The sequence below is a fragment of the Mesorhizobium sp. M00.F.Ca.ET.216.01.1.1 genome (assembly GCF_004010325.2).
Taxonomy (GTDB): domain Bacteria; phylum Pseudomonadota; class Alphaproteobacteria; order Rhizobiales; family Rhizobiaceae; genus Mesorhizobium.
The window spans coordinates 221,839-243,875 of record NZ_SADR02000008.1 but is presented as its reverse complement, the minus strand read 5'-3'; the positions used below and the strand labels follow the sequence as shown (position 1 = coordinate 243,875).

At 62.2% G+C, this 22,037-nt stretch carries 27 protein-coding genes and 3 pseudogenes; 12 read left to right on the top strand and 18 right to left on the bottom strand.

Annotation, left to right across the window (positions count from 1 at the left end; translation table 11 throughout):
- Positions 1 to 213 precede the first annotated feature (213 nt).
- The 4 genes and pseudogenes from EN859_RS13540 to EN859_RS13525 form a co-directional block, all read right to left on the bottom strand.
- Positions 214 to 581, bottom strand: a pseudogene (locus tag EN859_RS13540) (endonuclease domain-containing protein).
- Between the two features lie 109 nt (positions 582 to 690).
- On the bottom strand, positions 691 to 1,008 hold the full coding sequence (locus tag EN859_RS13535) for a YMGG-like glycine zipper-containing protein (protein WP_127857136.1): 318 nt from the start codon (positions 1,006 to 1,008) through the stop codon (positions 691 to 693).
- 449 nt (positions 1,009 to 1,457) lie between these two features.
- Positions 1,458 to 1,703: pseudogene (locus EN859_RS13530) on the bottom strand (transposase); the annotation flags it as partial.
- 124 nt (positions 1,704 to 1,827) lie between these two features.
- Positions 1,828 to 2,463 carry a sulfotransferase family 2 domain-containing protein gene (locus tag EN859_RS13525; RefSeq protein ID WP_127857137.1) on the bottom strand — a complete coding sequence of 212 codons (636 nt, stop codon included), beginning with the start codon at positions 2,461 to 2,463 and terminating at the stop codon, positions 1,828 to 1,830.
- 112 nt (positions 2,464 to 2,575) lie between these two features.
- Between EN859_RS13525 and EN859_RS13520 the strand changes: the two genes are divergently transcribed.
- The 6 genes from EN859_RS13520 (at position 2,576) to msrA (ending at position 4,965) form a co-directional block, all read left to right on the top strand.
- A complete protein-coding gene (locus EN859_RS13520; RefSeq protein WP_127857138.1) occupies positions 2,576 to 3,262 on the top strand; it encodes a glycosyl hydrolase 108 family protein in 687 nt (228 codons plus the stop codon).
- Positions 3,259 to 3,456 carry a hypothetical protein gene (locus EN859_RS13515; RefSeq protein WP_127857139.1) on the top strand — a complete coding sequence of 66 codons (198 nt, stop codon included), beginning with the start codon at positions 3,259 to 3,261 and terminating at the stop codon, positions 3,454 to 3,456. Before EN859_RS13520 ends, EN859_RS13515 begins: the two co-directional genes overlap by 4 nt.
- 109 nt (positions 3,457 to 3,565) lie before the next feature.
- On the top strand, positions 3,566 to 3,742 hold the full coding sequence (locus tag EN859_RS13510) for a hypothetical protein (RefSeq protein WP_245525557.1): 177 nt from the start codon (positions 3,566 to 3,568) through the stop codon (positions 3,740 to 3,742).
- Between the two features lie 60 nt (positions 3,743 to 3,802).
- A complete protein-coding gene (locus EN859_RS13505) occupies positions 3,803 to 4,012 on the top strand; it encodes a hypothetical protein (RefSeq protein ID WP_127857140.1) in 210 nt (69 codons plus the stop codon).
- Positions 4,013 to 4,014: 2 nt separating this feature from the next.
- On the top strand, positions 4,015 to 4,338 hold the full coding sequence (locus tag EN859_RS13500; protein WP_127857141.1) for a hypothetical protein: 324 nt from the start codon (positions 4,015 to 4,017) through the stop codon (positions 4,336 to 4,338).
- A 108-nt stretch (positions 4,339 to 4,446) separates the two neighbouring features.
- Complete coding sequence (gene msrA, locus EN859_RS13495; protein ID WP_127857142.1) at positions 4,447 to 4,965, top strand: peptide-methionine (S)-S-oxide reductase MsrA; 519 nt, start codon at positions 4,447 to 4,449, stop codon at positions 4,963 to 4,965.
- A 329-nt stretch (positions 4,966 to 5,294) separates the two neighbouring features.
- Here the strand turns inward: msrA and EN859_RS13490 are convergent, their stop codons facing one another.
- Entirely contained in the window at positions 5,295 to 5,675 is a 381-nt protein-coding gene (locus tag EN859_RS13490; RefSeq protein WP_127857143.1) for a hypothetical protein, read from the bottom strand.
- A 151-nt stretch (positions 5,676 to 5,826) separates the two neighbouring features.
- Between EN859_RS13490 and EN859_RS13485 the strand changes: the two are divergent.
- Positions 5,827 to 7,134 (top strand): annotated as a pseudogene (locus EN859_RS13485) (IS701 family transposase); the annotation flags it as partial.
- 519 nt (positions 7,135 to 7,653) lie between these two features.
- On the opposite strand, the gene EN859_RS13480 reads toward EN859_RS13485, so the two are convergent.
- The 7 genes from EN859_RS13480 to EN859_RS13450 form a co-directional block, all read right to left on the bottom strand.
- Positions 7,654 to 8,148, bottom strand: coding sequence for a GFA family protein (locus tag EN859_RS13480; RefSeq protein ID WP_127856767.1), 495 nt, complete (start codon positions 8,146 to 8,148; stop codon positions 7,654 to 7,656).
- Between the two features lie 185 nt (positions 8,149 to 8,333).
- Positions 8,334 to 8,627, bottom strand: a complete 294-nt coding sequence (locus EN859_RS13475) for a hypothetical protein (RefSeq protein WP_127856768.1) — start codon at positions 8,625 to 8,627, stop codon at positions 8,334 to 8,336.
- An 18-nt stretch (positions 8,628 to 8,645) separates the two neighbouring features.
- Positions 8,646 to 8,825: a DUF3606 domain-containing protein gene (locus EN859_RS13470; protein ID WP_127856769.1), complete on the bottom strand. Its 180-nt coding sequence runs from the start codon at positions 8,823 to 8,825 to the stop codon at positions 8,646 to 8,648.
- Entirely contained in the window at positions 8,822 to 9,142 is a 321-nt protein-coding gene (locus EN859_RS13465) for a hypothetical protein (RefSeq protein WP_127856770.1), read from the bottom strand. Before EN859_RS13465 ends, EN859_RS13470 begins: the two co-directional genes overlap by 4 nt.
- A gap of 24 nt (positions 9,143 to 9,166) precedes the next feature.
- On the bottom strand, positions 9,167 to 9,334 hold the full coding sequence (locus EN859_RS13460) for a Thivi_2564 family membrane protein (RefSeq protein ID WP_127856771.1): 168 nt from the start codon (positions 9,332 to 9,334) through the stop codon (positions 9,167 to 9,169).
- Between the two features lie 210 nt (positions 9,335 to 9,544).
- The gene (locus EN859_RS13455; protein WP_127856772.1) at positions 9,545 to 9,892 is read right to left on the bottom strand and encodes a hypothetical protein; all 348 of its coding nucleotides are present in this window, start codon (positions 9,890 to 9,892) and stop codon (positions 9,545 to 9,547) included.
- Positions 9,893 to 9,982: 90 nt separating this feature from the next.
- A complete protein-coding gene (locus tag EN859_RS13450; RefSeq protein ID WP_127856773.1) occupies positions 9,983 to 10,309 on the bottom strand; it encodes a hypothetical protein in 327 nt (108 codons plus the stop codon).
- A gap of 611 nt (positions 10,310 to 10,920) precedes the next feature.
- On the opposite strand from EN859_RS13450, the gene EN859_RS13445 reads away from it, so the two are divergent.
- Positions 10,921 to 12,147 (top strand): anion transporter, encoded by a 1,227-nt coding sequence (locus tag EN859_RS13445; RefSeq protein WP_127856774.1) that lies wholly within the window; start codon positions 10,921 to 10,923, stop codon positions 12,145 to 12,147.
- Positions 12,148 to 12,221: 74 nt separating this feature from the next.
- On the opposite strand, the gene EN859_RS13440 is transcribed toward EN859_RS13445, so the two are convergent.
- The 4 genes from EN859_RS13440 to EN859_RS13425 form a co-directional block, all read right to left on the bottom strand.
- On the bottom strand, positions 12,222 to 12,551 hold the full coding sequence (locus tag EN859_RS13440) for a cupredoxin family copper-binding protein (protein WP_189501933.1): 330 nt from the start codon (positions 12,549 to 12,551) through the stop codon (positions 12,222 to 12,224).
- Entirely contained in the window at positions 12,548 to 13,072 is a 525-nt protein-coding gene (locus tag EN859_RS13435; protein WP_127856775.1) for a DUF4142 domain-containing protein, read from the bottom strand. The genes EN859_RS13440 and EN859_RS13435 overlap by 4 nt, the downstream gene beginning before the upstream one ends.
- Positions 13,073 to 13,280: 208 nt before the next feature.
- Entirely contained in the window at positions 13,281 to 13,958 is a 678-nt protein-coding gene (locus EN859_RS13430) for an RNA polymerase sigma factor (protein ID WP_127856776.1), read from the bottom strand.
- Positions 13,959 to 14,167: 209 nt separating this feature from the next.
- Positions 14,168 to 15,337, bottom strand: a complete 1,170-nt coding sequence (locus tag EN859_RS13425) for a cystathionine beta-lyase (RefSeq protein WP_127856777.1) — start codon at positions 15,335 to 15,337, stop codon at positions 14,168 to 14,170.
- A gap of 443 nt (positions 15,338 to 15,780) precedes the next feature.
- Here EN859_RS13425 and EN859_RS13420 point away from each other — a divergent pair, with 443 nt between their 5' ends.
- From EN859_RS13420 to EN859_RS13405, 4 genes are all read left to right on the top strand, one after another.
- Entirely contained in the window at positions 15,781 to 16,809 is a 1,029-nt protein-coding gene (locus EN859_RS13420) for an amino acid ABC transporter substrate-binding protein (RefSeq protein ID WP_127856778.1), read from the top strand.
- Positions 16,810 to 16,872: 63 nt separating this feature from the next.
- A complete protein-coding gene (locus EN859_RS13415; RefSeq protein WP_127856779.1) occupies positions 16,873 to 18,060 on the top strand; it encodes an amino acid ABC transporter permease in 1,188 nt (395 codons plus the stop codon).
- A 4-nt stretch (positions 18,061 to 18,064) separates the two neighbouring features.
- Positions 18,065 to 19,222: an amino acid ABC transporter permease gene (locus tag EN859_RS13410; RefSeq protein WP_127856780.1), complete on the top strand. Its 1,158-nt coding sequence runs from the start codon at positions 18,065 to 18,067 to the stop codon at positions 19,220 to 19,222.
- Between the two features lie 19 nt (positions 19,223 to 19,241).
- The gene (locus EN859_RS13405) at positions 19,242 to 20,045 is read left to right on the top strand and encodes an amino acid ABC transporter ATP-binding protein (protein ID WP_127856781.1); all 804 of its coding nucleotides are present in this window, start codon (positions 19,242 to 19,244) and stop codon (positions 20,043 to 20,045) included.
- Positions 20,046 to 20,315: 270 nt separating this feature from the next.
- Here EN859_RS13405 and EN859_RS13400 read toward each other — a convergent pair whose 3' ends face one another.
- On the bottom strand, positions 20,316 to 21,560 hold the full coding sequence (locus EN859_RS13400; RefSeq protein ID WP_127856782.1) for an FAD-dependent monooxygenase: 1,245 nt from the start codon (positions 21,558 to 21,560) through the stop codon (positions 20,316 to 20,318).
- A 19-nt stretch (positions 21,561 to 21,579) separates the two neighbouring features.
- Positions 21,580 to 21,825 (bottom strand): zinc-finger domain-containing protein, encoded by a 246-nt coding sequence (locus EN859_RS13395; RefSeq protein WP_127856783.1) that lies wholly within the window; start codon positions 21,823 to 21,825, stop codon positions 21,580 to 21,582.
- Between the last annotated feature and the right edge of the window lie 212 nt (positions 21,826 to 22,037).

Here is a 22,037-nt window from a genome sequence, read left to right as displayed (position 1 = left end):
TCAGGCACCGCGCCAAAGTCGCTCTCAAGACAGGAAATGGCAGTCGCTCCTTCGCTCAACTGCCTCTCCAAAGAATCCTTTCTCAGCCTAAACTCAACCCCAAAATCGCCATATGCGATTCCCCTGCTTGTGGGGGAGATGTCCGGCAGGACAGAGGGGGGCGCTGTCCCGCGGCCTTGCCGTGGTTATTTCGACCCACTCCAGCCAATTAATTCAGGGAGTTTCGCCGAGCCCGGCCGCAATTACAATATGTTGGCACACATTGTTGATGTCGCGGAGGACGTCGTTGTTCCAGAAGCGCAGGATGGTCCAGCCGTCCTGCTCTAGACGCTTCGCCGTTGCTTCGTCGCTCGCGACGGCATCGGTTTCTGCATGCTGCGAGCCGCCGACCTCGACGACGAGTTTCTTTGGCAGGCGAAGTCGGCGATGTAGCCGGCCACGGGAAATTGTCGGCGGAAGCCAAGCCCCATCAGCCGATGCGCGCGAAGCTCGTTCCAAAGCTTCAGTTCAGCGCCGGTCATCACCTTGCGCATCGATTTGGCGTTTGCGCGATGTCTTGGAGGCAATGGCGTGTGAGGCATCGTCAATGCTCAGTGGCTGCCGGGGCTGGCGCTCTACGGCGCCCCCTCTGTCCTGCCGGACATCTCCCCCACGAGGGGGAGATCGACCGTCACCGGCGCTGCGCCTAAATCAATAATCGCCGTTGTAATACCGGTCGTCGCAAGGCGCGGTGTAGATGCGGCCGTAGCGGTCCTGGTAGCGGCAAAGCTGTTCGCCGCGCCGTTGCGGCGTGGTCGCGCTGCCCACCACTGCGCCCAGCAGGGCGCCGCTGGCCGCGCCGATAACGGTGCTCTTGGTGTTGCCGCCGATGGCCTGGCCGACAAGCGCGCCGCCGGCCCCGCCGACCAGCGCGCCGGTGGTGGCTCTCTGCTGCCCCTCGGTCTGCGTCTCGCACCCTGCCAGCACGACAGTCATGAGCGCGGCAACAATGGCTTTCTTGATGATCATCTGGAGAACCTCCTTTGAAGCGCCCCAGAGACTGAAAGGGGGCGGATGATCGCCAAGTGCGGTCGCATTGCGGCGGAACATGGGCACCGTTGCTCACGAAGTAAGACATGGTTTCTTCGGTCTTGAAGATCATGGTCTCCAAACCGGAAACACCGCGCGAACAGGATGATAGCGCCACGGCTTGAATCAGGTTGCGAGGCGGCTGCGCCGCCCCACGCGCACTGAGCGCACGATCGAGACATTCCTCTCGAGAAAATTCCCTCCAAGAATGGAGAACACCAGATGACCCGAGGTCTTCCGCGGACGCTTTCGCTCGCCGCTGCCCTTGAGGCCGGACTTGCCCCGCCAAAGGCGGGACTTTCCGCTAAGACGACCGGGCAGGGCGGCTCCTACCGCACCGTCTTCTCCCTCAGCGCAATGCAGGTGCCGGTCACCGACGCGCTGGCCTGACCAAGCGCGATTGCCGCGATGCGCTGTCCGACCAGCGTCTGGACACTGTGCACCGTGCAATCCGGATCGCGGTGGTCGATGAAGCAAGCGGCCACCCGGTCGAAAAGGCCGATAGCCCCGTCGGCGTGGCGAAGCAGTAAGGCGCCGGCATCCGAGGTGATCGCCCCACCGTCGAAACCGGCGACAACTTTGCGGGCGTCGAAGCCTTCAAATTCGAGCTGGTCAGAGATACAGTGTGTTTGCATCGGACCCCGTCCTTGGATCTGATAACTCTTTGTTGCAAAAGCAGTTTCTCAGATTCTCGGGGCCGATGCACCCCTCACTTTGAGATATTCAGGCTAGCCGATCGGGTGGCGCCGTGAGACGAAATCAGAACGCGTAGCCGAAGCGGTCGAAATCGCGGGCATAGAGCCGTCGGACCATGCTTTTCGTCTCATCGTCGTAGACGGCGCGATAGTCGTAAGGAGCGTTGACGTTTGCCCGGGGAAGCCTGACTTCACCGGGAAGGCCGAGCCGTTCGACCAGGGCCTTGAATTCATCGGCCAGCGTTTCAAAACGCAGGACCTCGTCGATGATGAGGTTCCCGTGCCGGTCCGAAACCCAGCTTGTCTGGTCCACGCGCGCAAGCCGGTTCTTACGCTCGAGATAATGCAGGAAGGTGCTGAAGTCCGCGACGCCTGACCTGTGCCAGTGGCGGCGGGAGAGGTAGTCGCGACGCTGGTAATAGGTGGAGACGGCGAGTGCGTAGGGGTTTCGCACCACCGCAAATTTGTAGGCTCCGTCATAGAGGTGGCCAGGTATCTTTCGTCTGAGCCAGGCCGCTTTGTTGTGCTCTCTCAATAATGCCTTTTCCGGTGCTTCGGGTACCGGCAGGTGCGACAGCAGTCTTCGCCATTGCGTCCGCTGCGGATTTTGACACCACGGCATTAACGCGCTGACAATCGAAGTCCCGGCCGTTTTCGGCACATGAATGAAAATGAAGTTCTTCTCGAGCGAGAGCAGCATTTTATTTGGCTCGGGAGAGCCACCTCAAGCAGTCGCGTTGTTACCCCTCATTTTCTGCGTCTGACGGACGCGTTACCCACCCGAACATAACACGAAATCCCGGAGTTAAATCATGGACCGCAACTTTGCGCGGGCGCTTGCGCTCGTTTTGAAATCCGAAGGTGGCTGGTCGGACAATCCGGCCGATCCGGGCGGCGCCACCATGAGAGGCGTCACGCTGGCCAATTTCCGCCGCTACGTCAAAGCCGGCGCCACCAAGGCCGATCTGAAGAAGATCAGCGACGCCGAGCTGGCGACGATCTACCGCCGCTTCTATTGGAACGCGGTTGCCGGCGCCGAGCTTCCCGACGGCATCGACTATGCCGTGTTCGACTTCGCCGTGAACAGCGGGCCGGGCAGGGCGGCGAAATACCTTCAGGCAGTCGTCGGCGCGGCGCAGGACGGCAGGATCGGCCCGGCGACGCTCAAGGCTATTAGCGCCAGGCCGCCGGGAACGGTCATCGACGAACTCTGCGACGCCCGCCTGGCATTCCTGAAGCGACTGCCGAGCTGGCCTGCCTTCGGCAGGGGCTGGTTCGACCGGGTCAGCTCGGTCCGTTCCCAGGCGCTGCTGATGTCGCCCGTGCGACCTGAGACCGCGCCGTCGCAGGATCCGCCGCTGCTGGCATCGCCTGCCGCGCCCGGCGCTGCACCGGCGGCAGCGCCACCCGCCGTGCCGGTCACGCCGGTCGTGCGCCATCCATTGTGGCGGGCGCTGTTTGCGATTCTCAAAGCCATCTTCGGAAGGAAGCCAGCATGATCGCCATCATCATCCGCATCGCGCTGCGCTATGGCGCCGGCGTCCTCGTCGCGCGCGGCCTGCTCGGCGCTGGCGATGCTGCAACCCTGTCCAGCGACCCGGACATCCAGATGGCGTTGGAGGCCGGCGTTGGCCTTGCGATCAGCATCGCAACCGAGGGCTGGTATGCGCTTGCCCGCCGCTGGTCGAGATGAGGGGAGACGCCGCGATGGTTGAGATATTCACCGAAATCATCCGACAGGCGCTACCCTGGGCGACCGGCGCACTGCTCATCGCCGGCGCGTTCGGTGTGTGGTGGCTGCTATGACGGCGCTGCTGTCCTTCTTCGCCGGCAATCCGGCGATCCTCGGCGTGCTGGCGTCCATCATCGCCGCACTTGGCTGGGGCATTCACCAGCGGCTCGCCGGCGCCAGGGCGGAGCGGGTGGCCGAGCGCGCCAGGCAAGCGGTCGCCGAAGCATCAGTGCGCGAAAGTTGCTGACCAGATCCAGAACGATATCGGCGCGCTGCCTGCGGGCGCTGCCCGAAAGGAGCTGAAATCATGGGCAAGGGACTGATCCCGGCCATCGTGCCGGTCATGGCGCTTGCCGTGACCCTCGCCGGCTGCACCGCAGCCGGCGGCAGCTTCTGCGCCGTCTCGAGCCCACCCCGCCTGTCCGCCACAGCCATCGACGCGCTGTCGGATGCCGAGGCGAGGGCGCTGCTGGCACACAACCGCAAGGGTGAGAAACTGTGCGGGTGGAGGCCTTAGCCATGCATGATTTTTTTGACGTGCTCGGCATCAAAAGCCCGGTGGTGGCTGCCGGCCTCGCTGGGGGCGTCCTCAGAGCCTTGTCGCGGCACCGGTACAAGCTGCGCGAAATGATCGCCTCGCCGATCTGCGGTGCGCTGGCGGCTGCCTATCTGACGCCGCCCGTCGTGTCCTACTTCAAGGCAACGGCCCTGCCGATCCCCAATCCGGCTGACGACACGACAACGCTTGCCGCTGCTTTCCTGATCGGCGTGTCGGCGATGTGGATATCCGACATTCTGTTCGAGGCGATCACGCGGAAGTTCAGGCCGGCGAGGGAGGAGTGACCACGCTGTGTTCGGGCATCCAGGCGCGTGGATAGGCGCTTCGACATGCGCGACTGGACGAAAGCCGCAAAGATGCCCACCTTAGGAGAAATCCGAAGGAGACGTGATATGGCGACTTCCACCGAACGCGCAGTCCTTGCCGGCGGCTGCTTCTGGGGCATGCAGGATTTGATACGGCGCTACCCCGGAGTGATCTCGACTCGTGTCGGCTATAGCGGCGGCGAGGTGCCCAATGCCACTTACCGCAATCACGGCACCCATGCCGAAGCCATCGAGATCATTTTTGATCCCGCCAGGATCAGCTATCGCACGCTGCTTGAATTCTTCTTCCAGATACATGATCCGACGACGCGCAACCGCCAGGGCAACGATGTCGGGATGAGCTATCGCTCGGCGATCTTCTACACCAGCGACGAACAGAAGCGGGTTGCCGAAGACACCATTGCCGATGTCGACGCCTCGGGACTCTGGCCGGGCAAGGTCGTCACCGCGGTCGCTCCCGCAGGCGCCTTCTGGGAGGCGGAGCCCGAGCATCAGGACTATCTGGAGAAATATCCCAACGGCTACACCTGCCATTTTGTCAGGCCGGGCTGGAAGCTGCCAGTCCGCGAAAAAGCCGTTTCATAGCGAGGCCATCTGTCGGGAGCAGCGCGCTTTCAGCCGGTTTCGGCTCAAGGCGAACCCCGCCTGCCGAAGAGCGATCGAAATCCTGGGGTTCATCATCACGCGTGCGGCGATTTTTGTGCCGGTACCGGAACATTAGTCGGCGCTAACGGTTGATGCTGTGGCAGCGCGCAACGGTATTGCTGCCTGATCGGGGCCGGCACCCCGATCGGCCCGCGTCCCCTGCGAGAGGCGCGGGCTTTCTCGTGTATTGACCGGCCTGAACCCTGTTGATCGCGTTCGCCGAAAAGTCTGCCCGCCGTGCCGAAAGGTGCGGCGGGACTTTTGCGTTTTCAAGGCCCCTTTGCGGACTTCGGGATCGCCCCGCGCTGCGAGCCTTCCAGACGTCGGCGTCGTCGGCTCCACCCTTTGGCCCTGCGGCTTTCGGGCTCATGGTCCCCGACCCAACTCGCCCGGATGCGATCGCTGGCCTCAAGGTAAGCCATGTCGATCAGATAGGTCAGAAGCTTCTCGCCATCGGCTTCGGCTCTCTGGCGCAGCTCTCGCAGTATGCCTTGCGCGAACTGCAGGTTTTCCATTTTGCTCGGCTGTTCCAGAAACAAGCTAGCCTTTTGTACAGAGCCGAAAAAGATCGCTGTTTGCGTTTTCGTCACATACTTGGACAGGACAGTTGACGCAGCCAGAAATATATCGCCTCCAGCCCGCGCTTTCATCAAAAGAACGCGTGGTCCGGCAGCACAACCAAGGCTTGGTACTTCAAGGGATAACCACTAATCTTACTGAGTCAGAAAGTCGCGGGTGCGGGGGGATTCGCGCTGGTTTCGGATTTGTTAGCGTGCTGATTCGTGATCAGGGAAGCGCGCCATGACCAACTGGACCGCGGAGAGTGAAGCGGCGTTTGACGCCTATGTCGATGCTTTGATCGGGGTGATCGGCCACGCCGACCGAGCTGAGCCGCTGAAGGATTATTGCCTCGGACTTCTGATGCCGCTGGAGCGCAAGAGCGTGGAACCGTTGGCGGCCGTCGCGGCGCCGTCGCGGGTGTCGGCCAAGCATCAGTCTCTGCTGCATTTCGTGGGACAGGCGCCGTGGTCGGACGCGGCCTTGCTGGCGCGGGTTCGCGACTGGGTCCTTCCACGGATCGAGCAGCATGGACCGATCCGGGCGTGGATCGTCGACGACACGGGCTTTCCCAAGAAGGGCAAGCACTCGGTGGGCGTAGCGCGTCAGTATTGCGGCCAGTTGGGCAAGCAGGACAACTGTCAGATTGCGGTCAGCCTGTCGATCGCCAATGACGCAGCCTCGCTTCCGATCGCCTACCAATTGTATCTCCCGCACAGCTGGGCGGAGGATCCGGAACAACGCAAGAAGGCCAAGATTCCCGCACAGATCACGTTCCAGACCAAGCCGCAGATCGCGCTTGCGCAGATCAAGACGGCCAAGGCCGAGGGCGTCGCGCCCGGCGTTGTTCTAGCCGACGCCGGATATGGCGCCGACGGTAGTTTCCGCGCCGGCCTGTCCGAGCTCGATCTGAGCTATGTGGTCGGCGTTCAGCCCACCCTCAGCGTCTGGCGTCCAGGCGAGAGTCCGCTGCCGCCCAAGCCTTGGAGCGGAAGAGGCCGGCCGCCGTCTCGGGTCGGCCGAACCGACAAACACAAGCCGATCTCGGCCAAGGCCCTGGCCGAGGAGTTCGACGCCGAGACCTGGCGCACGATCGCCTGGCGTGAAGGAACCAACACCGAGCTCAATTCCCGCTTCGCCGCCGTGCGCTTGCGGCCGGCATCCAGGGACTACAATCGGCCCGAGGCTCACGCCGAAGAGTGGCTCCTGATCGAGTGGCCTGAAGGCGAGGTCGAGCCGAGCAAGTACTGGCTCTCCACCTTGCCGGCCGACGCTACGATCACCCAGCTGGTCGACGCCGCCAAGCTGCGTTGGCGGATCGAGCGAGACTATCAGGAACTCAAGCAGGAGCTGGGACTGGGCCACTACGAAGGCCGAGGGTGGCGGGGCTTCCACCACCACGCCAGTCTCTGTATCGCCGCCTATGGCTTCCTGGTCTCTCTGAGGGAGACGATTCCCCCCTCGGCTCCAGCTCGCGCCCAGGGCCGCCAAACACCTGGTCTTCCCGACGGTTATCGACCCCGCGGATCCTCCGATCCGACCAGAGCGGCACGTCCCGACCTCGATCCCGACCATCCGGCGACGCCTGACTGTGGCCCTGGCCAACCGTCTGCAACGATGTCCGTGGCACAAGAGCCATGGACAGTCCGCGTCAGGTCAGCAATTTATGACGCAGTAAGACTAAGTCTGTGTCGGAAAATAATATCAAAGGTTGCAAGATTTTCCGGCAAGCACAGGGCCGGAGATTCTTCGCCTCTGCGAGGCCGACGCGGTAGTGTTAGGAATGTTGCCTGAACCGCGTCGGCCAGAGCGGCTTCCCGAGGTCCACCGCAAGATGAATTTAGCTGACCGTTGCCATCCCGGCAAACCGACCACTGGTTGCAAAATGCTGGCGGGTCTGCTGGGTTTGGCAGGAGCGAATCCGGCCACTCGTCGCGCTACCGTACCCGGCCGGCATGTCGGCGCGTCAGGTTCGTTCGGTGGCGCCGCGACAGGAAAGCGTTTGTCGGCTGGCGGCCGGATCCTGCAAGGGCCACCAACGATAGCGTCGCATCGCGAAGGTGAACCTGATCAGGCCGACCTGCGCTGCGGCGTGTTGCCAGATGGTGCAGCGATGCCGCCAGGTTCCGGCTCACTTGCCCGGTCATCCTCACTTGGCTGGTCGCCTGTCTGGTTGCCGTCTATCCGGTCGTGCTCGAACTGACGGGTGCCGGGCAAGGGCTGCAGCCACTGCTCGCGACGGCCGATCCACAGTTCGTAGCCCGGCTCCAGCCCTTCGGTCGGTGCCACATCAAGGCTGCCGATCATCACTTCAACCTCGTTCTCACCGACTGAAGTAACGCGGCTGCCGCAGGTCGGACAAAAGCTCCTGCCACCGTAAGTGTTGACGATACCGGTCGTTTCGAACGCTTCGAGCGGCCATATCGCGAAAGCCGAATAGGCCGACCCACTGATCTTGCGGCAGTCCTTGCAATGGCAAAGGCCAACCCGCAATGGCTCTCCTGTAACCGAGAACTGGACGCCGCCGCACAAGCAGCTGCCACTCCGGCGGATGTCGTTGGACATGGCTGTTTCTCCGTGCTTTCAGGCTCTGGCTTTGCCGGGCGCGGCATCGCGCCCACTTGGCGCGACGCTTCCCGGGAAGCAGAATCAATTCGCACGGAGCGCAACGGTTCCACGCCTCGAAGCATCGTCGACGTGGAGAGCGCCTGGCAGGCCGCAAAATCCGACCGTCAATCCGGGAAATCCCATCAATCCGGAAAATCGAAGACAGGCTCCTGGCATCGATGGACGGGACACTGACCGTCGTGCGTCGGGACGAAGGCAGTGATCGGTACTTCGGGCCAGTCGCACTCATTGCCGAACCGGCGGACATACCGATCGTAAGTGTTCCGGCCGGTTGTCAACACCGCCGCTCGATGGCTCTGGATCAAGGCTTGCACCTGTTCGCAGCTCATCGTGCGCGTGTCCGGCCGGGCGTAGGCCGCGGCAGTGGCGGCGAACAGCGTCATTGCGGCAGTCCAAATGATCCGGCGCGCTGGCATGGCAGGGTCCCCGGGCAGTTATTTCCGCGCAGCCATATAGGCATCGAGCTTCCTCCTCGACGGCCCGTAGCGCTTGATGATCGTCTTGGCCTCGCTCGGCGGTATGCCGTATTTTCTCGCGAACGCGTCGACCTCGTACGGTTCTTCGGCGGATTCCTGCTTCCGATCCTGTTTGGTCTTTGCTTTGTCGTCGGTCATAGTTGGCCTCGCATCTGATCGTTATATGGCTCCTTGGTCTGCCCGACCATCTTGGCAAGTTCGGAAAACGGCGAAACATCGGTTCCGGATTGGGTACTGTTGGCCGCCTGCAGAAACCGGATCGGAAAGCAGACGGCATCGCGATTTGACGGCGACATCTCTTCGTAGAACCGTTGTTCGCCGGTCATCGAGGCTTCGGCCTTTCGAAGCGCCAGGTCGATCTCGTCGATCGACAGCAGGCTCTTGTGCACAAGCGCGTTGTTGATCTCGGCGACGACCAAGTGCAGGCCTTCGATTTGCAGGTTCGCGACGTTCATGGCCAACCACTCTTGATAAAGCTTCTAGAAAACCGCCAGGTACTTCAGCAGCGAAATGATGCCGATGATGATCACGACAATCTGGGCGATCTGCCTTGCGCGGCCATCGAGCGGCAGGCGCTGGATGAGATAGAGCACGAGGATGATAACCAGGAAGGTGATCAGGATGCCGATAAGCGCCGATGAAGCCATAGCCCTCACTCCGCTAGCTGCCGTTTCAAAATAGATGAAGTACGCGGCAGCAAACGTTGCGGCAGCGTGTTTGGTTCCTCTCGGACAACCGCAACGTGTTGCCCGCGACGTGTGACTAGGCGTTCCGGTCTAGTGGAAGCCCCGGAAACGACGGGGGCCGCAGAGCTTGGCTCTGCGGCCTCCGTCAGCCGTTGCTGTGGCCAATACCTGTTACTGGCCGCAATGGTGGCCGTTCACTGTCGGCGCCGCCGAACCGGGCGGCTTGCCGCCGGCATGGGGCATACTGGGCTCTGCGCCCTGTGGGCCCGCCGGGCAATTTTGATCCGCATACGAATTCATCGCATTCGGGTTCAGTACACCTCCACCAATGCTGTAGGTAGCGTTCGGATCGACGTTCTCGGGGACAATGACCGTCTTTCCGCTGCCTTGGGCGGTGGCGGCGGCGCCCGACCCAGCGCCATCGCTTGCGTTACCAGCACCGGCGCCGGCATTCTGGGCCAGCGCAGAGGTCGCAAGGCCGATGGCAAGGGCGGAAGCTGCGAGGATTTTCATGAGCATGGTTTGTCTCCATTTTTTTGCGAACCATCGCATTGCCGCAGAGCCAAGCTCTGCGGCCTCTGACAGCGCTGTTGGGGAGATACCTGCTTCTTATTTACCGCAGTGGTTGTCGTTCACCGTCGGCGACACCGTGCCAGGCGACTTCTGGCTGGCATCCGGCATTGCACCCTGCGGGCTCGCTGGGCAATTTCGATCCGCATTCGAACTCATCGCATTTGGATCCAGCCCACCGCCAATGCTATAAGTGGGGTTCGGATCAACGTTATCAGGCACAACGACTGTCTGTCCGCTGCCCTGGGTGACGTCCGAAGCCGCCCCGGCGCCATCACCTGCATTACCCGTACTGGCGTTCTGCGCCAGCGCCGAGGTCGCAAGGCCGATAGTGAGGGCCGAGGCTGCGAGGATTTTCATGAGCATGGTTTTTCTCCATCTTTTACGAAACTCGTCGCGTTGCGACTTAGAGAAAAACCACTCGGACTGGCGAAGGTTCCGGCCAAATTTCGCCGACCGCGGTTAGAGGGCGCGGCAAAGCGGCGCGCCCCGAATGCAGCCCCGAATCCGCTCAGCGCCCGCCGTCCGGAGCATTCCGGGCAGGCAACAGTACGGCCCAGGCAGCTGAGCTGGTGTGAACCGCCGGGCAGCAATGGCCGTTCGAACGCGCCCATCGCGCGCATATGAAAACCTTGCTGGCGCCATGGTAACGCCGGCATTCCGTCGGATGCATTCGTTCCTCCCCCTTCGAAACCTGATACCCCGTCTCAACGCTGTGGCCCATCTTAAAAATCCGAACGGCCAGAATTTATAAATAATGAAATTTCGACCGGAGAGACATCCTTGACCACTTTGCGAGGGTCGGAGAGCGGCTGGTGGCGATCATACCGTAAGGATGCGGACGATTTGCCTCACGGATTTTTCACAGCCGGATTGCCCTCGGGCGCTTTCGCTTTGCAGGGGTCTTGCTAAAGCTGGGCGGACAATGGCCGGCGGAACCGCATCCGGCGCGGGCCGATCTGAAACAGGATGTTCCAATGACGTTGATGGGCGCGGCGGCGTTGCTGATCCTCATCCTGACCTATGCCGGTGTCGCCATCGGCAGGATCCCCGGCCTGCGCCTCGACAGGGCGGGGATCGCACTGCTCGGCGGTGCCGCCATGATCGCCATTGGCGCGGTCAGCATGGAGGATGCCTACCGCGCCATCAATTTCGACACCATCACGCTTCTGCTCGGCATGATGATCGTGGTGGCGCATCTGAAAGTATCGGGTGCCTTCCGGGCGCTTGGCGCCGTCGCCATCGAGCATGCGCATGCGCCCTTCATGCTGCTGGTGATGGTGACGCTCCTGACCGGCGTCCTGTCCGCATTCCTGGTCAACGATGCGATCTGCCTGGTCATGGCGCCGATTGTCGTCCACGTCACCCGTGTCATCAACCGCAACCCGATCCCCTATCTGATCGCCACCGCTACGGCGTCCAATTGCGGCAGCGTCGCAACCATCACCGGCAACCCGCAGAACATGGTCATCGGCGCGCTGTCGGGGATTTCCTATCCGGCCTTTTCGGCCGCGCTGGCCCCGGTTGCGCTGTTCGGCCTCGTCGCCGTCATCATCATCGTCCGCATCGTCTACCGGGCCGAATTTGCACGCAAGACCGAGCTCAGCCCCGAAGTCTATCGCGGGCGCATGCTGCCAGGCCAGGTGCTGAAGGCGGTTATTGTCTGCGTCGGGCTGGCGATCGCCTTCTTCGCCGGCGTTCCGGTCGCCAAGGCGGCGCTCATCGGCGGCGCCATTCTTCTCGTGACCCGCGCCATCAAGCCGTCGCGGATCTACCGCGAGATCGACGGGCCGCTGCTGTTCATGTTCGCAGGCCTGTTCATTGTCGTTGCCGGTGCGGAGAAAACATTGCTCACTCCCGAGATGGTCGCCTCGGCCGGGGTCCTCGGGCTGGACGATGTGTGGCGGCTCTCCGGCTTCACCGCGGTGCTCTCCAACATCATGAGCAATGTTCCGGCCGTGCTGGCGCTGAAACCGTTCGTACCCGGCCTGGAAAACCCCGAACGCGCCTGGCTGGTGGTCGCCATGAGCTCGACGCTGGCTGGCAATTTCACGCTGCTTGGCTCGGTCGCCAATCTGATCGTCGCGGAGCAGGCGCGTGCTGCCGGCAAGCTGCTCGGCTTTGGCGCCTTCTTCAGGGTCGGGCTGCCGTTGACGCTGGTCACGCTTTTTGCCGGCACGGCATGGCTGGCGTTTGGGTTCTAAGCGGCCGCCCATTCGAGGCATGCGACCACAGAGAAAAGCTCGAGTCTGCTCGGATTAAGGGGACTGATTAAGGGCTAGGGCGACGTCACCGTCACATGGCCTTTCATGTTGGGATGGAAGCGGCAGAAATAGTCGACCGATTCCACCTTCTTGAGGGTGAGCTTGGCCGATGATTTGGGCGGGATCGTCACCTCCCAGCCACCCTTCACCGTAGCCGTGTGGGCGAATACGTCCTTGTTCACCCATTCTATCGTGTCGCCGACCTTCGCCTCGACGTTTGCGGGCGAAAATACAAGCTTCTCGATCGTCACCTCAATCGTTTCGGCGTTGGCTGGCGTGACACTGATGATCAGCGCCAGCGCAATCCACAGATGCCGTTTCGGCACCGTCAGTGCTCTTCTCATTTCGGCATGCCGGCCGCATGTTCGGCACGCTGCTCATGGCCCTGGAAGATCTTCAGCCCGGTCTCCAGCAGGCTCTTCAGCTCGGCATTGCTGGCCGACGGGATCAGTAATGTCTCAAGCGCGCCGTTGACCTGCTTGTGATAGGCCACCTCGTTTTCGATATAGGCCTTGTCGAAAGCCGCCCCTTTGAGCTTGGCGAGCTTGGCGCGTTCCTCTTTCGCTGCCTTGCTCAGCGCCTGGCTGGTGGCGTTGTCCTCCGGCTTCACCTTCAGCTTCTTGACCAGGTCGAGCGCCTGCTTGTTGACCGCCTCATGGTCGCGCTCCATGTCCTTGGCGAAATCCACGACCTCCTTGTTCTTCGATTTCTTGATCGCCTGCTTGGCCGCCTCGATGTCGATCGTGCCCGCGGTGTAGGCGATGTGGGCGATCTGTGGGTCGGTCGGCTTGTCGGCGGCCTGCGCGAGCGGGGCTGCGCCAATGAGGAGCAGCGCGGCCAGAGCGGCGGTGTGTCGGTTAAGCATGGCATCTCCTTCGCCCGGGGCGCGAACGCATCGGACTTCTTTTTCGGTTGACGCTGATTGGATGCTGGGCGGTGGCAAACGTTCCCGAAAATCGACGAAAAGATCAGCTGTTCTTGCTTGAGCATGATCTGTCCGAACCGAGGTGTCAGCGAAGCAAAAACCGGTTCCCGCTTTTCGCTGACGCGGACCTTCGGTTCGGGATCATGCTCTAGAAGCCGAGCCGCGTCATCACGGCTTCGGTCAGCCTGTCGCAGCGCCGGCCGGCGAAGGGGAAGGCATCGAGCAGCACCGAGCCGATCTGGTCGTCCAGCGCCTTGCGCACCAGAGCGCGTGCACGGTGCAGCCGGGTCTTGACGGTTTCGGGCCGCACGCTAAGCATTTCAGCGGTCTCCTCGATGCTGAGACCTTCGATGACCCGCGCCACGAATACCGTCCGATAGACATCGGGAAGGCTGTCGGTCGCCCGTTCGACAAGCTCGAGGATCTGCCGCTGCGCCATCGTCCGCTCCGGATCGTCGCTGGGATTGAGAGGGAACTTGATGATTTCGGCTTGCGGATTTTCAGGCATCGCCACCGTCCGCCGCCTTTTGCGCAGGCGGCCAAGCGCCTCATTGAGGACGATGCGCGATAGCCAGGTGGCGAGCGAGGACTCGCCGCGAAAGGTATCGAGATGAGCAAAGGCCCTGACATAGGCCTCCTGGACGATGTCCTCGGCTTCGCTGTCGTTGCGCACCACGCCACGGGCGATGCGGTAGAGCCTCTGGTTGTGCGTCTTGATGATGGTGCGGAAGGCATCGCCATCGCGTGCCAGCGCTCGGCGCACAAGCTGCATGTCGCCGGGTGCGGCGGCGGCGGTCAAGACAGCAGACGTTACCGTTTTCCTCATCGCGAGCCAATCTCCTGACCGAAGCAGGTCCTCCGATCGAAATATAAGATGGCCGTGTTGGGAAAAGGTTCCCAAGCATCTCCGTCAAGCCCGGCATCGGCTACCGGACCGCCTCCGCCAAGAGGCCGTTGCGCCTTTCGCAGTGCGCCTTTTCAATGAGTTACGCCGGTTTGTCGAATCAGCTTGGCAGGCCGCTTGCAGCCGTGCTTTCAGACAGCTGCTGCCGCCGCCAGGCCGCGCGCAAGGTCGGCCTTCAAATCCTCGACATCCTCGAGCCCGATCTGCAGGCGGACCAGCGGCCCGTCATAAGGGCCCTTGGCCACGACGCGGTCGCCGAGGAACACCGGCACCGCAAGGCTCTCATAGCCGCCCCAGGAATAGCCGAGGCCGAATATCCCGAGCGCGTCGAGGAAGGCGTGCTGCTGCTTCTGGCCGCCGCCCTTGAGCACAATCGAAAAGATGCCGCTCGAGCCGCAAAAGTCGCGCTTCCACAGATCGTGGTCGGGATGGCTGGGCAGGGCCGGATGCAGCACGCGCGCTACGCCAGGCTGACCCTCCAACCAGCCGGCGATGGCAAGCGCGCTCTTCTGATGGTGCTCCAGCCGCACGCCCATGGTGCGCAGGCCGCGCAGCACTTGGTAGACGTCGTCGGGCCCGGCGCAGCAGCCCATCGTGTAGAAGGTCTCGCAAAGCTGCTTCCAGCAGGCCGCGGTGGCCGACACAGTGCCGAGCAGCACGTCGGAATGGCCTGCCGGGTATTTCGTTGCCGCATGGATCGAGATGTCGACGCCATGGTCGAGCGGGCGGAAGTAGAGCGGCGTCGCCCAGGTGTTGTCCATCATGACGACAGCCCCGGCGGCATGCGCAACCTTGGCGATGGCCGGTATGTCCTGCACCTCGAAAGTATTGGAGGCCGGCGATTCGGTGAACACCACCTTGGTGTTGGACTTGATCAGAGCGGCGATGCCGGCGCCGACATGAGGATCGTAATACTCGACCTCGATGCCCAGCCGCTTCAGCATCGTGTCGGCGAAATTGCGGGTCGGGTGATAGACGGAATCAACTATCAGCAGATGATCGCCCGCCGACAGGAAGGCGAGCAGCGGCACCGTCACCGCTGCCAGGCCAGATGGCACCACGATGGTGCCGGCCGAGCCCTCCAGCGCGTCGATGGCGAGGGCCAGCGCGTCCGTGGTCGGCGTGCCGCGCGTGCCGTAGGTGTATTTCTGGCTGCGCGCCGCCATCGTCGCCGCGTCGGGATAAAGCACCGTCGAGGCATGCACGACCGGTGGATTGACGAAGCCGAAATAGTCGCGCGGATTGTTGCCTGAATGGGCAAGCCGCGTGTTGATGCCCATTTCGCTGCCGTCTTTTGCCATTGCACTTTGCCTCTGATGAAGCGCTAGCCATAGTGCGGCGGCATTGGCCGCGCAACCGCCCGCCACCCGCCAGGCGAAGGTCTTTGGGTATGCCAATTCATCTCACCAGAAGTTAGTAATGCGCAGTAGGTCCCAGATACGGATTTCGCAGGCACAGCCCGGATTTGCGTTGATCGGACTTTGCCGGCTTTATTTGCGCTGCTGACTAATTTGCGGGCGCGGTTGTCTGCAATTCAGGCATTTGCGGCAATCGGATTTCAAAGTCTTTCGGATTCGGTCATTTCCCTTGACCTCACTGGAATAATCGCCTTCGATGCAGTTCGTGAATGGGAGGCAGCGCGTCGGTTACGATGCGGGATTCCGGAAATGGGCCGGGATGGGAGCTGCGTTCACACGGGAAAAAAGATCAGGTTTGCCTGAAAACAGAAAAGGGTCTGTGGGTTATGAAACACATTGCAATCGGCTTTCTTGGGGCCGCCGCGCTTGGATTGATGGCGTCGGCCGCGTCGGCGAGCACGCTCAGCGACGTAAAGGCCAAGGGCTTCATCCAGTGCGGCGTCTCGACTGGTCTTGCCGGCTTCTCGGCGCCGGACGACAAGGGTGACTGGCAGGGCATCGATGCGGATTTCTGCCGCGCTGTCGCGGCCGCCGTCTTCGGTGACGGCTCCAAGGTCAAGTTCACGCCGCTCAGCGCCAAGGAACGCTTCACCGCGCTGCAGTCGGGCGAGGTCGACATCCTGTCGCGCAACACCACCTGGACCATCAACCGCGACACGGCACTTGGCCTGAACTTCGTCGGCACCACCTATTATGACGGCCAAGGCTTCATGATCAATGCCAAGAAGCTGCCGGGCGTGAACTCGGCGCTGCAGCTTTCAGGCGCTGCGGTCTGCGTGCAGAGCGGCACCACGACCGAGCTCAACCTTGCCGACTACTTCAAGTCGAACAAGATGGAGTACAACCCGGTCGTCTTCGAGAAGCTGGAAGAGGTCAACGCCGCCTATGACGCCGGCCGCTGCGACGTCTACACCACCGACCAGTCGGGCCTCTACGGCATTCGCCTGACGCTGGGCTCGCCGGCCGACCATGTCGTGTTGCCGGAGATCATCTCCAAGGAGCCGCTCGGACCGGCCGTGCGCCAGGGCGACGACCAGTGGTACCACATCGTCAAATGGACTTATTTCGCGCTACTCGACGCCGAGGAGCTCGGCATCACCAAGGCCAATGTCGACGAGATGAAGAACTCGGACAATCCCGAGATCAAGCGCGTGCTCGGCCAGGAAGCTGATACCAAGATCGGCACCGATCTTGGCGTCTCCAACGACTGGGTCGTCAACATCATCAAGGCCGTCGGCAATTACGGCGAAATGTTCGAACGCAATGTCGGTTCGGGCAGCCCGCTGAAGATCGCGCGCGGCATCAACGCGCTGTGGACCAAGGGCGGCCTACAATATGCTCCCCCGATCCGCTGATTGAGATATAATCCGGAAGGCAGATCGTCTGCCTTCCGGTTTCTCTATCCAGGGGACGGTAGAATGGCATCGCAGGAAATTCTTCGCGAGGAGCCAAGCCGCGGTTCCTTCATCAACGATCCGAAAGTCCGCGGCATATTCTTCCAGGCGGTCGTCGTCGTCGTGCTGGTGGCGTTGGTCTGGTGGATTGCCAACAACGTCATTGCCAATCTGACGCGCCTGCACATCGCTTCCGGCTTCGGCTTCCTCAGGGGCCGCGCCGGCTTCGACATCAGCGAGAGCGCAATAGCCTATTCGTCGGATTCGACCTATGGCCGCGCCATTCTGGTCGGCTTCCTCAACACCGTGATCGTTGCCGTCGTCGGCATCATCACCGCCACCATAATCGGCTTCGTCATCGGCATCGGCCGGCTTTCACACAACTGGCTGATCAGGAAGATCTGCACGGTCTATGTCGAGGTCTTCCGCAACATCCCGCCACTGCTGGTCATCTTCTTCTGGTATTCCGGCGTGCTTGCCGTGTTGCCGCCGCCGCGCGAGAGCATCAATTTGCCCTTCGGCTCCTTCCTCAACCAGCGCGGCTTCTACTTTCCGCGCGCCGTGTGGGGCGACGGCTCCTGGCTGATCCTGGTTGCTCTCCTTCTCGGCATCGCCATGGCGTGGTTCGTTGCCCGCAAGGCGTATCAGCGGCAGATGGCGACCGGCCAGCAATTCCCGGTATTCTGGACATCGGTGGCGCTGATCGTCGGACTGCCGCTGCTTGCCTACGCGCTGAGCGGCTTCCCCTTGAGCTTTGATTTTCCAAAGCAATCGACCTTCAACCTGACCGGCGGCTTTCAGGTCAGGCCGGAGTTCCTATCGCTCTATCTGGCGCTGTCCTGCTACACGGCCGCCTTCATCGCCGAGATCGTGCGGGCGGGCATCAGGGGCGTCAGCAAAGGCCAGACCGAGGCTGCCGGCGCGCTCGGGCTGCGGCCACGATCGATCCTGCGGCTTGTCGTCATTCCGCAGGCCATGCGCATCGTCATTCCGCCGCTGACCAGCCAGTATCTCAACCTGACCAAGAATTCCTCGCTCGCCATCGCCATCGGCTATCCGGACCTGACGGCAACCGCCGGCACGGTTTTGAACCAGACCGGCCAGGCGGTCGAGGGCGTCGTGATCATGATGGCCGTCTATCTCGCGCTCAGCCTGATCACATCGGCGATCATGAACGTGGTCAACGCCAGGATGGCGCTGGTGGAGAGGTAGGGTCATGCAAGAACACGATCTTTCCTTCGTCCGCGCCGAAATGGCGCTGGCAGAGCCGGCGCCATTAAGCGAGCGCGGTCTCGTCGCCTGGGTTCGCAAGAATCTGATCGCCTCGGCCGGCGACACCATTCTGACCATCATCGGCATCGCGCTGGTGGTCATGATCCTGCCGCAAGTGATCAACTGGGCCTTCATCAACGCCCAGTGGACGGGACCGGACCGCACGGTCTGCGCCACGGTGGCGCAAGGCGGCATCCAGCCGGACGGCTGGTCCGGCGCCTGCTGGGCGTTCGTCAACGCCAAGTTCGGCCAGTTCATGCTCGGCCGTTATCCCTTGGAGGAGCGCTGGCGGCCGATCCTTGTCGCCGTCCTGTTCGTCGTGCTGCTGGTGCCGCTGCTCATCCCGAAGGTGCCGCGCAAGGGTCTGAATGCCATTCTTCTCTTCCTGGTGCTGCCGGTCGTCGCCTTCATCCTGCTGGTCGGCAATGTGTTCGGCCTGCCGCATGTCGAAACCTCGCTGTGGGGCGGCCTGCTGGTGACGCTCAGCCTGTCGTTCGTCGGCATTGCCGTGTCGCTGCCGGTCGGCATCATGCTGGCGCTCGGCCGGCGCTCGAAGATGCCGATCATCAAAACGCTGTGCGTGGTCTTCATCGAAACGGTGCGCGGCATCCCGCTGATCACCGTGCTGTTTTTTGCCAGCGTCATGCTGCCGCTGTTCCTGCCGGCCGGCGTCACCTTCGACAAGTTCCTGCGCGCGCTGATCGGCGTGTCGCTGTTTGCCGCCGCCTACATGGCCGAAGTGGTGCGCGGCGGCCTGCAGGCGATCCCCAAGGGCCAGTATGAAGGCGCCGATTCGCTCGGCCTCGGCTACTGGCAGAAGATGGGACTGATCGTGCTGCCGCAGGCGCTGAAGCTGGTCATTCCCGGCATCGTCAACACCTTCATCGGCATGTTCAAGGACACCAGCCTGGTCATCATCATCTCGATGTTCGACCTGCTCGGCATCGTCAAGCAGAACTTCTCCGACGCCAACTGGGCGACGGCGCAGACCGCCAGGTCCGGCCTGGTGTTCGCTGCCTTCATCTTCTGGCTGTTCTGCTTCGGCATGTCGCGCTATTCAATGTACACGGAACGTCGGCTCGACACCGGCCACAAACGCTAAGAAAATAAGGGGATCTGCCATGGCAACGGAAAATGCAGTCAGCGCGGAAGAGATCAAGGTCAATGCCGCCAAGATGCACATTTCGACCACTGATGTCGCCATCGACATCATCGGCATGCACAAATGGTACGGCGAATTCCATGTGCTGAAGGACATCAATTTGAAGGTGATGCGCGGCGAGCGCATCGTCATCTGCGGCCCTTCGGGCTCGGGCAAATCGACGATGATCCGCTGCATCAACCGGCTGGAAGAACACCAGAAGGGCAAGATCATCGTCGACGGCAAGGAATTGACCAACGACCTGAAGAAGATCGACGAAGTACGCCGCGAGGTCGGCATGGTGTTCCAGCACTTCAACCTGTTTCCGCATCTGACCATCCTGGAGAACTGCACGCTGGCGCCGATCTGGGTGCGCAAGACGCCGAAGAAGCAGGCCGAGGAAATCGCCATGCATTTCCTCACGCGCGTCAAGATCCCCGAACAGGCCAACAAATATCCCGGCCAGCTTTCCGGCGGCCAGCAGCAGCGCGTCGCCATCGCCCGCTCGCTGTGCATGAACCCGCGCATCATGCTGTTCGATGAGCCGACGTCGGCGCTCGACCCGGAAATGATCAAGGAAGTGCTGGAGACGATGGTTGGGTTGGCCGAGGAAGGCATGACCATGCTCTGTGTCACCCACGAGATGGGCTTTGCGCGCAAGGTCGCCAACCGGGTGATCTTCATGGACCAGGGCCAGATCGTCGAACAGAACACGCCGGCCGAGTTCTTCGACAATCCACGCCATGAGCGGACAAAACTGTTCCTGTCGCAGATCCTGCACTGACAACTTCAATGCGAAGCAAGCGAGCCCGGCCGAAACCCGGCCGGGTTTTTTGCGTATCAACTTGCATTATGCCGCAAGTCGACCGGTAACCCGCCCCGCATGAAAAGGCTCGGACGTTTTCTTGGCATGCTCGTGGCAGCGGTAGCGCTTCGCTTCATTTGCAACGTTGGAGATTGGCGAAAGCCAGGATGACGTCCGATCTCCCCCCAAGTGGGGGAGATGTCCGGCAGGACAGAGAGGGGCGCGCGGTCCGCCGGCCTGTCGACCATTTTATCCTTGATCGACCGCCTCGCTCGCTCTCCAGCCATAGAGCCAGTCGAGGTCGGCGGCGAGCTCCTCCGGGGACCGCGTCTTCAGCAACAGGTTGCGGGCGATCGCCACCGGCCCCGATGCATGCCAGGCGAGGCGGTTGAGCGCGCCGCGGCGGGCGACCCGGGCGACGCGCGGCCGCCGCGCTTGCTCCCAGGCGGCAAGCGCGCCCTTAGGATCGACAGGCGAAGCGGCGATGAAGCCGGCTAGGGTGGCAGCATCCTCGATCGCCATCGCCGCGCCTTGTGCTGCAAACGGCGTCATCGCATGCGCCGCGTCGCCGATCAGCGCGATGCCGTCCGGCGTCGTCCACGGCTGGCGCTGGTCGACCGTATGGATCGGCCAGGCCGTCCACGGGCCGGCATCCTCGGCGAGCCGGGCGAGTGCCGGCGCCGTACCGAGCATGGCTTCGGCGAGGATCTTGGCATCGGCATGACCCGACCAGTCTTCGGCGATACTCTCGCCCTCGGTGAAGGCGACCAGGTTGAATGCCTTTCCGGCACGCACCGGATAGGCAACAAGGTGGAAGCCGGGATGCAGGAAGGTGGTTACGCAGTCGGCTGCTCCGACCATAGCGAAGGCTTTTCCCGCAGCACTGTCGGCGTGGATGGTGGTGCGCCAGGCGAGCTCGCCCGAGAACCGGCTTTTGGCTGACGCTCCACCTCTGGCCGAAACCCCGAGCTTGCGGGTCGCCGACCAGACGCCGTCGGCGCCGATCGCCAGGAAGCCCTCGGCTATGACGGACTTGGCCGCAATCTCGGCCATTGCGGTGATGCCCCGTGGCCCGGCGGCGATGTTGCTGACACGTGCCCCGGTTTCAAGCTCAACGTTCGGCATTTCGGCGATGCGCGCCATCAGTGCAGCTTGCAGGTCGGCACGATGCGCAACGAGATAAGGGGCTCCCCAGCGCCTTTCGGCCGCCTGGCCGAGCGGCACGCGCGTCAGCTCGCGCAGTTTCGCGGCATCCCTGAGCACGACCGCTTGCGGTCGCACCGCAGCCGGCAGCAGCTTGCCGAGCACGCCGAGCCGGCCAAGGATGCGCGTCGCATTGGGCGAAAGCTGGAGGCCGGCGCCAGCAGCCTCGAGGTGCGGCGCCTGTTCGAATAGCTTTACCGGATAGTTGCGTTCGGCAAAGGCCAACGCAGCGGTCAGCCCAGCGATGCCGGCCCCGGCTATGACGACCTGCCGGGACCGCGTGTCGTCCATCAGGATTGTCGCGAAAGAATCAGGCGGCCTGGTCGATGAAGAGACAGCCAGGCGGCTGCGTTTCCGTCGCCTTCAGCTTGGGCGAATAGCGATAGAGCGTCGAGCAATACGGGCAGACCTGCTCATTGTCGTCGCCCATGTCGAGGAACACGTGCGGATGGTCGAAAGGCGGGTTGGCGCCGGTGCACATGAATTCCTTGACGCCGATGTCGATCGCCGGGTAGCCCGCATCGTTCTGGAAATGGGGAATGGAACCACCTGCCATCGTCGTCGTCTCCTCAATTTCGTAGAATTGCATCTGGATCATAACCCGTCTGTTTGCAAGATCGATGAAATGAAACTGTCGCAAAAGCCTGTCAGAGGATAAGTTAAGCCGGTTAATGCATGACCCCGAGACCGAACTCGGAAAGGCTCATGCGTCGCTTCAGAGTAATAGAGGGTCCCTTGCGCCCGGAAGGACGCGTGGCGCTCCAGCAG

What these genes read in the sequence shown, in the direction of transcription:
- EN859_RS13480 (WP_127856767.1), bottom strand. Translation starts at nt 8,148, where the DNA reads ATGTCCAACGACATCCGCCGGAGTGGCAGCTGCTTGTGCGGCGGCGTC.
- EN859_RS13420 (WP_127856778.1), top strand. Translation starts at nt 15,781, where the DNA reads ATGAAACACATTGCAATCGGCTTTCTTGGGGCCGCCGCGCTTGGATTG.
- EN859_RS13400 (WP_127856782.1), bottom strand. Translation starts at nt 21,560, where the DNA reads ATGGACGACACGCGGTCCCGGCAGGTCGTCATAGCCGGGGCCGGCATC.
- EN859_RS13435 (WP_127856775.1), bottom strand. Translation starts at nt 13,072, where the DNA reads ATGCTTAACCGACACACCGCCGCTCTGGCCGCGCTGCTCCTCATTGGC.
- EN859_RS13470 (WP_127856769.1), bottom strand. Translation starts at nt 8,825, where the DNA reads ATGACCGACGACAAAGCAAAGACCAAACAGGATCGGAAGCAGGAATCC.
- EN859_RS13405 (WP_127856781.1), top strand. Translation starts at nt 19,242, where the DNA reads ATGGCAACGGAAAATGCAGTCAGCGCGGAAGAGATCAAGGTCAATGCC.
- EN859_RS13425 (WP_127856777.1), bottom strand. Translation starts at nt 15,337, where the DNA reads ATGGCAAAAGACGGCAGCGAAATGGGCATCAACACGCGGCTTGCCCAT.
- EN859_RS13520 (WP_127857138.1), top strand. Translation starts at nt 2,576, where the DNA reads ATGGACCGCAACTTTGCGCGGGCGCTTGCGCTCGTTTTGAAATCCGAA.
- EN859_RS13395 (WP_127856783.1), bottom strand. Translation starts at nt 21,825, where the DNA reads ATGGCAGGTGGTTCCATTCCCCATTTCCAGAACGATGCGGGCTACCCG.
- EN859_RS13455 (WP_127856772.1), bottom strand. Translation starts at nt 9,892, where the DNA reads ATGCTCATGAAAATCCTCGCAGCTTCCGCCCTTGCCATCGGCCTTGCG.
- EN859_RS13515 (WP_127857139.1), top strand. Translation starts at nt 3,259, where the DNA reads ATGATCGCCATCATCATCCGCATCGCGCTGCGCTATGGCGCCGGCGTC.
- EN859_RS13490 (WP_127857143.1), bottom strand. Translation starts at nt 5,675, where the DNA reads ATGAAAGCGCGGGCTGGAGGCGATATATTTCTGGCTGCGTCAACTGTC.
- EN859_RS13510 (WP_245525557.1), top strand. Translation starts at nt 3,566, where the DNA reads ATGACGGCGCTGCTGTCCTTCTTCGCCGGCAATCCGGCGATCCTCGGC.
- EN859_RS13460 (WP_127856771.1), bottom strand. Translation starts at nt 9,334, where the DNA reads ATGGCTTCATCGGCGCTTATCGGCATCCTGATCACCTTCCTGGTTATC.
- EN859_RS13450 (WP_127856773.1), bottom strand. Translation starts at nt 10,309, where the DNA reads ATGCTCATGAAAATCCTCGCAGCCTCGGCCCTCACTATCGGCCTTGCG.
- EN859_RS13445 (WP_127856774.1), top strand. Translation starts at nt 10,921, where the DNA reads ATGACGTTGATGGGCGCGGCGGCGTTGCTGATCCTCATCCTGACCTAT.
- EN859_RS13440 (WP_189501933.1), bottom strand. Translation starts at nt 12,551, where the DNA reads ATGAGAAGAGCACTGACGGTGCCGAAACGGCATCTGTGGATTGCGCTG.
- EN859_RS13465 (WP_127856770.1), bottom strand. Translation starts at nt 9,142, where the DNA reads ATGAACGTCGCGAACCTGCAAATCGAAGGCCTGCACTTGGTCGTCGCC.
- EN859_RS13525 (WP_127857137.1), bottom strand. Translation starts at nt 2,463, where the DNA reads ATGCTGCTCTCGCTCGAGAAGAACTTCATTTTCATTCATGTGCCGAAA.
- EN859_RS13410 (WP_127856780.1), top strand. Translation starts at nt 18,065, where the DNA reads ATGCAAGAACACGATCTTTCCTTCGTCCGCGCCGAAATGGCGCTGGCA.
- msrA (WP_127857142.1), top strand. Translation starts at nt 4,447, where the DNA reads ATGGCGACTTCCACCGAACGCGCAGTCCTTGCCGGCGGCTGCTTCTGG.
- EN859_RS13500 (WP_127857141.1), top strand. Translation starts at nt 4,015, where the DNA reads ATGCATGATTTTTTTGACGTGCTCGGCATCAAAAGCCCGGTGGTGGCT.
- EN859_RS13415 (WP_127856779.1), top strand. Translation starts at nt 16,873, where the DNA reads ATGGCATCGCAGGAAATTCTTCGCGAGGAGCCAAGCCGCGGTTCCTTC.
- EN859_RS13535 (WP_127857136.1), bottom strand. Translation starts at nt 1,008, where the DNA reads ATGATCATCAAGAAAGCCATTGTTGCCGCGCTCATGACTGTCGTGCTG.
- EN859_RS13430 (WP_127856776.1), bottom strand. Translation starts at nt 13,958, where the DNA reads ATGAGGAAAACGGTAACGTCTGCTGTCTTGACCGCCGCCGCCGCACCC.
- EN859_RS13505 (WP_127857140.1), top strand. Translation starts at nt 3,803, where the DNA reads ATGGGCAAGGGACTGATCCCGGCCATCGTGCCGGTCATGGCGCTTGCC.
- EN859_RS13475 (WP_127856768.1), bottom strand. Translation starts at nt 8,627, where the DNA reads ATGCCAGCGCGCCGGATCATTTGGACTGCCGCAATGACGCTGTTCGCC.